At 79.2% G+C, this 6,125-nt stretch carries 5 protein-coding genes and 1 pseudogene; all 6 read right to left on the bottom strand.

Features of this window, described 5'->3' with window-relative positions:
* A pseudogene (locus ACSNN9_RS27310) lies at positions 1 to 621 on the bottom strand (precorrin-3B C(17)-methyltransferase); the annotation flags it as partial.
* A complete protein-coding gene (gene cbiE, locus ACSNN9_RS27305) occupies positions 618 to 1,859 on the bottom strand; it encodes a precorrin-6y C5,15-methyltransferase (decarboxylating) subunit CbiE (protein ID WP_436676146.1) in 1,242 nt (413 codons plus the stop codon). The pseudogene ACSNN9_RS27310 and the gene cbiE, both read right to left, overlap by 4 nt.
* Positions 1,847 to 2,992 carry a cobalt-precorrin-5B (C(1))-methyltransferase gene (locus ACSNN9_RS27300; protein WP_436676144.1) on the bottom strand — a complete coding sequence of 382 codons (1,146 nt, stop codon included), beginning with the start codon at positions 2,990 to 2,992 and terminating at the stop codon, positions 1,847 to 1,849. Before ACSNN9_RS27300 ends, cbiE begins: the two co-directional genes overlap by 13 nt.
* On the bottom strand, positions 2,992 to 3,870 hold the full coding sequence (gene cobM, locus ACSNN9_RS27295; protein ID WP_436676143.1) for a precorrin-4 C(11)-methyltransferase: 879 nt from the start codon (positions 3,868 to 3,870) through the stop codon (positions 2,992 to 2,994). Before cobM ends, ACSNN9_RS27300 begins: the two co-directional genes overlap by 1 nt.
* Positions 3,867 to 4,637 carry a precorrin-2 C(20)-methyltransferase gene (cobI, locus tag ACSNN9_RS27290; RefSeq protein ID WP_436676148.1) on the bottom strand — a complete coding sequence of 257 codons (771 nt, stop codon included), beginning with the start codon at positions 4,635 to 4,637 and terminating at the stop codon, positions 3,867 to 3,869. Before cobI ends, cobM begins: the two co-directional genes overlap by 4 nt.
* Positions 4,638 to 4,681: 44 nt before the next feature.
* Positions 4,682 to 6,019: a cobyrinate a,c-diamide synthase gene (locus ACSNN9_RS27285; protein WP_436676147.1), complete on the bottom strand. Its 1,338-nt coding sequence runs from the start codon at positions 6,017 to 6,019 to the stop codon at positions 4,682 to 4,684.
* Positions 6,020 to 6,125 lie beyond the last annotated feature (106 nt).

The following is a 6,125-nucleotide window of genomic DNA, read 5'->3' as shown; positions in this document are numbered from 1 at the left end:
CCTCGGGCCCGGCGCGCCGGACCTGCGCACCGCCCGCGCGGTGACCGAGCTGCGCCGCGCCGCCGTGGTCGTCGGCCCGGCGGGGGCGGGGCGCACGTTGTCGGGCAGGGCGGGCAGCGGCCAGGCGGCGTCGGCGACGAGCGTCACCGGATTGCCGTCGAGGATGGCGCGGCTGACGGCGGCGACGGCGCCCTCGACGGGCCAGCCGAGGGTGTCCAGCCCGGGCAGGCCGGCGGCGTCGGTGGCGGTGGTGACCACCGGGGCGGCGTCGAGCAGCGCGCCGACCCGCCCGGCGAGGTCGTTGGCGCCCCCGGCGTGGCCGCCGAGCAGCGCGACCGCGTGCCGGGCCGCCTCGTCGACCACCACCACGGCCGGGTCGGTGCGCTTGTCGCCGAGCAGCGGCGCGAGGATGCGCACGACCGCCCCGGTCGCCAGGAACGCCACCACGGCGTCGCACCCGGCCCAGGCGGCGCGCAGCGCGTCCGCGACGGTGTCCGCCGTGACGACGCGGGCGTGCGGCCAGGCGTCGGCGAGGATGCGGGCGTGCCGCCGACCGGCGGCGGTGGCGGCGACGAGCCCGATCCGGGTCGGCTGGTCCGTGGCGGCGGGCGGGTGGTTCACGGGCGCTCCCCGGTGAGGACGACCACCGGGTTGGTGGCCGCGAGTCGGATGGAACCGCCGGGCAGGTCGGCGAGGCGGGCGGCGGAGAGCTGGACGCCCTGCACGGCGTAGCCGGCGGCGCGCAGCAGCCCGACGGCGGGGGCGACCCGGTCGACGGCGGCGAGGGCGACCACCACCCGGTCGGGGCGGCGGTGCGCCACGGCGGCGAGCACGTCGGTGCCGCCGCCCCCGACGAAGACGGCGTCGGCATCGGGCAGCCCGCGCAGCGCCCCGGGGGCGGCGCCGGCCACCACCCGGACGTCGACGCCGTGCCGGGCGGCGTTGGCGCCGACGGTGGCGCGCGGGTCGCGGTCCACGGCGATCACGGCCGCGCCGAGCAGGGCGCACTCGATGCCGACCGAGCCGCTGCCCGCGCCGACGTCCCAGACCAGCCGGCCGAGGCGGGGACGCAGCCGAGCCACGGCGAGGGCGCGTACCTCCGATTTGGTGATCATGGAATCGCGGTGCGCGTAGGCGGACTCGGGCAGCGCCCACCCGCCGGCCGGCGCGGCGGCCGGCTGGTTGTCCGCCCGCATCCCGGCCGCGCCGGGCTCGCCGGCCAGGCTGAGCAGCACGTGCGGGTCGGCCCAGTCGCGCCCGGCGGCCCCCTCGGGGGTGGTCTCGGTGAGCCGTTCGACGTCGGTGCCGAGGTGTTCGGCGACGACCAGGCGGCGGGTCCAGCCGACCAGCCCGGCGCCCAGCTCGGCGGCCCCGGCGCCCGGGGCGGTGAGCACCGCGACGGCGGGCAGCGCCCGGCAGGCGTTCAGCGCGGGCCGCGGGTCGCGGCCGTGCGCGGTGACCACGGCCGCGCCGTCCCAGGGCAGGCCCGCGCGGGCGAACGCGGCGGCCACGCTGGACACGGCCGGCAGCACCCGCAGCGGCAGCCCGGCCGCGCGCAACGCCCGGACCACCCCGAACAGCCCGGGATCGCCGCTGGCCAGGACGACGGCGGGAACCCCGGCGGCGACGGCGTCGGCCAGCCGCCCCAGCGCGGGCGCGAGCGGCCCGAGGGCGACGGTGTCGGCGTCGGCCGGCAGGCGTACGGCGGCCAGGTGCCGGGCCGCGCCGACCACCAGCCGGGCCCCGGCGAGCACGGGCGCGGCGGCGGGGTGCGCCGGTCCGCCCGCCGCGTCGATCCCCACCACGGTCACCGCCGGCCCGGCGCCCGTGGTCGGCTGGCCGCCGGTCACGCCGCCCACCGGCCCGAGGAGGCGACCACCCGGTCCCCGGCGAAGTCGACCATGGCGACGTCGGCGGTGACGGCGCTGCCGGCGAAACGGAGCAGCACCTGCCGCACCCGCTGGCAGAGCAGGTCGCCGGCGGGGCCGAGCAGCCCGGCGGCCTCCCACAGCTCGTACGCGTGCCGCCCGGTGTTCGCCGCGGTGACCGCCGCCACCAGCTCGGCGTCGCCGCCCGCCTCGGCGGTGACCGCCCCGAGCAGCGACAGGTCCACCTTGGACCGGGTGTAGTGGGTCATCAGGATGCCGGCGGCGAGCTTGGCCAGCTTGCCGGCCATGCCGACGAAGACCACGCCGGTCATCCCGTCGCCCACGGCGGCGGTGACGGCCGCGCCGGTGAAGTCGCCGACCTCGACGAAGCACACCTCGGGCAGCTCCGGCAGCAGCGCGCGGGCGGCCCGCTCGGTGCGCCCGCCGGTGCAGAGCACCACGGTCCGCTCCCCCTGGGCGGCCATAACGTGCACCGCCTGCACCACGCTGGCCCGCCAGGAGGCGGTGGAGAACGGGCGGACGACGCCGGTGGTGCCGAGGATGGAGATGCCGCCGAGGATGCCGAGCCGACGGTTGGTGGTCTTGCGGGCCATGATCTCGCCGCGCGGCACGCTGACCACCACCCGGACGCCCACCTCGCTCAGGTCGACGACCTCGGCGACGGCCTGGCCGATCATGCGGCGCGGGGTCTCGTTGATGGCCGGGCCGCCGACGGGCAGGCCGAGGCCCGGTTTGGTGACCGTGCCGACGCCCGGCCCGCCATCGAGGCGCAGCCCGGGCGCGTCGCGCCAGCTGACGGTGGCGGTCAGCTCGGCGCCGTGCGTGACGTCCGGGTCGTCACCGGCGTCCTTGACCACCACCGCCTCCGCCCACGAGCGGCCGTCGACCTCGCAGCGGGCCACCGGGAAGCTGACCCGCCGCCCGGCGGGCAGCCCGATCTCCACCTCCCGCTGCGGCACGCCGGTGACCAGGGCGGTCAGCGCCGCCTTGGTCGCCGCCGTCGCGCAGGCGCCGGTGGTCCACCCGGTGCGCAGCGCGGTGGGCCGGACCTTCGCCGTACGCGGCAGGTCCGGCTCGCGCAGCGGCGGCTCGGCGTACGTCATCAGGCGCGCCCGTCCCCCGGTGTCCCGCCGCCCGCGCGGGCACGGCGCAGGTCGGCGCGGGCGGCCGGCTCGGCCCGGCGGAAGGTGTGGAAGTGCCCGGGGTGGTAGAGGTGCGAGCGGGTGCCGGCGGCGGCGAGCGCCGGGCCGACCAGGAAGAGGGTGTGCTTCCAGAGCTTGTGCTCCTTGACGGTGGCCTCCAGGTCGCCGAGCGCGCACCGCACCACCAGCTCGTCGGGCCAGGTCGCCTGGTACGCCACCACGACCGGGGTGTCGGCCGGGTACCCGCCGGCCAGCAGCTCGGCCTGTGCCTGGCCGGAACGGGCGGCGGAGAGGAACAGCGCCATGGTGGTGCCGTGCCGGGCGAAGTCGCGGACCCGCTCCCCCGGCGGCATCGGGGTCTTCCCGCCCTCCAGCCGGGTGAGGATCACCGACTGGGCGACCTCGGGGATGGTGAGTTCCCGGCCGACGATCGCCGCGACGGCGGTGAACGACGAGACGCCGGGGACGATCTCCACGGCCAGGCCGAGCGCCCGGCACAGGTCGAGCTGCTCCTGCACCGCGCCCCACAGCGCCGGGTCGCCGGAGTGGATCCGCGCCACGGTCAGCCCGTCGGCGGCGGCGCGCTGGTAGAGCGGCAGCACGCCCTCGATCGGCAGCCGCGACGAGTCGACGATCTCCGCGTCACCGCGGGCGTGGGCGAGCACGTCGGCGTGCACCAGGCTGGCGGCCCAGACCACCACGTCGGCCGCGCCGATCACCCGGGCGGCGCGCAGGGTCAGCAGGTCCGCCGCGCCGGGGCCGGCCCCGACGAACCAGACCTTGCCCGTGCTGGTCGGCCCGCCGTCGTCGGCGTGGTCCGCGATCGGCGCGGTGCTCACAGTTTTCCTCCCCTACGGTCCCGGCGGGCCGGGACGAGCAGCGTCGACAGGTACGGCAGGTCGTCGGCCGCGTCGGCGACCGGTCCGATCCGCTCGCCGGGCAGCCCGAGGCCCCGGCCCAGCACGGCGTCGCCGAGGCGGCCCTGCCGGCGCAGTTCGGCGACCAGTTCGGCGTGCCGCCGCCAGCCCTTGTAGGCCACGACGGTGCCCGGGCCGGCGAGCGCCTCGGCGAAGAGGGCCAGCCCGGCGGTGGCCGGCAGCAGGGTCAGCGGCTCCCGGCCCTCGCAGAGCGGCACGCCGCTGCGTGCCGCGAGGTCCTGCATGGCGGTGATCCCGGGGACCGTGCGCACCTCGACCGCCGGGCGCAGGGCGCGGACGCCCTGCGCCAGGTAGCCGAAGGTGGAGTAGACGTTCGGGTCGCCGATGGTGGCGAAGACGACCGCGCGGGCGCCGCCGTCGACCGCGTCGACCACCGCCCGCGCGGCGTCGTCCCAGGCGCGTTCCCGGCGGGCGGTCACCCCGCCGCGGTCGTCGAGGGCGAACGGCAGCCGGCGCAGCCGCTCCGGCGCGACGTGCGCGGACACGGTGGTCTCGGCCCGGCCCGGGGGCGCGTCGCTGTCCGCGGCGAGCCGGTCCAGCACGGGTACGAACACCACGTCGGCCTCGGCCAGCAACCGGGCCGCCCGCAGGGTGAGCAGCTCGGGGTCGCCGGGACCGACGCCGATCCCGGTCAGCGTCGCGGCGCCGCCGCGCCCGGCCCCCGGCACGCCGTCGTCACGCCCGCCCGGCGCGCCGTGGCCCTCGGGCGCGGTCACCGGCTCGCCGCCTCGACCAGGCGGCGGGCGGCGTGCGGGTGACCGGCCCAGTGCGTGTGCAGGTAGGAGGCGTGCACCCGGCCGTCGACGAAGCCGTGCTCGGCCCCGTCCCAGCGCCACGCCGGCCGGTCGCCGTGCCCGGGGTCGGTGACGGTGCGGTGGAACTCGTGGCCGCGTACCGGGTCGCCGGGGCGGTGCAGCGGGGAGCCGGTGACGGCGACGGCGTCGCGGTAGCCGAGGGTGAGCCGGTCGGTCATCCGGGCGGTGAGGTCGAGCCGGCCGCACATGGGCACCCCGTCGAGGTGCCGGCCGAGGTAGAGCAGGCCGGCGCACTCGGCGACGACCGGGCCGTCGAAGTCGGCCAGCTCGGCGCGGAGCGTGGCGTTCCCGGCGAGCTGCGGCGCGTACGCCTCGGGGAAGCCGCCGCCGACGACCACCGCGCGGGTGCCGGCGGGCAGGGCGGGGTCGTGCAGCGGGTCGAAGGGGGCCACCGTGGCGCCGGCCGCGGCGAGCAGTTCGGCGGTCTCGGCGTAGGAGAAGGTGAAGGCCGGCCCGCCCGCGACCGCGACCACGGGGCGCTCGGCGCCGGCGGGTCCGCCGACGGCGGCGGCCGGGTCCCAGGCCGGCGCGTGCAGCGGGCCCGCGGTGCGGGCCAGGTCCAGCACGGCGTCCAGGTCCACGGTGGCCGCGACGAGGTCGGCGAGGGCGGCCACGATCGCCAGGGACTCCGGTGCCCGCTCGGCGACCGGCACCAGCCCGAGGTGGCGCGCCGGGGCGGCGACCTCGGCGGCGCGGGCGACCGCGCCGAGCACCGGCACGCCGACCTCGGCGAGCGCGTCGCGCAGCAGCGACTCGTGCCGGGGCGAGCCGACCCGGTTGAGGATCACCCCGCCGATCCGCACGCCGGGGTCGAACGCGGCCATGCCCAGGGCGAGCGCTGCGGCGGAGCGGCCCTGCGCGGTGGTGTCCAGCACCAGCAGCACCGGGGCGTCGACCAGCCGGGCGACGTGCGCGGTGGAGGCGTACCCGCGGCGGCCGACCGCGCCGTCGTGCAACCCCATCACGCCCTCGACGACGGCGATGTCGGCGGGCGTCGGGGTGCCGGCGCCGTGGCGCAGCAGCGGCGCGATCCGCTCCTCGCCGACCAGCCACGGGTCGAGGTTGCGGCCGGGCCGGCCGGCGGCGAGCGCGTGGTAGCCGGGGTCGATGTAGTCGGGGCCGACCTTGTGCGGGCTGACCACCAGGCCACGGCGGCGCAGCGCGGCGAGCAGCCCGGTGGCGATGGTGGTCTTGCCGTGCCCGCTGGCGGGCGCGGCGACCACCACGCGCGGCAGCGTCCACGCGCCGCCGTGGTCGCCGGTCGCGTCAGCGGCCGGGGTGTCGCCGGTGGTCGGGTGGCCGCCGGTCGGGTGGCCGCCGGTCGGGTGGCCGGCGGCCACC

Origin of the sequence: Micromonospora sp. URMC 107 (genome assembly GCF_051386315.1) — a bacterium.
Lineage (GTDB): Bacteria > Actinomycetota > Actinomycetes > Mycobacteriales > Micromonosporaceae > Micromonospora.
Note: the sequence above shows the minus strand (reverse complement) of the source record. Positions and strands in the feature narration are given on the sequence as shown.

Coding starts and splice junctions, on each gene's coding strand:
- ACSNN9_RS27300 (WP_436676144.1), bottom strand. CDS start 2,992: ATGACGTACGCCGAGCCGCCGCTGCGCGAGCCGGACCTGCCGCGTACG.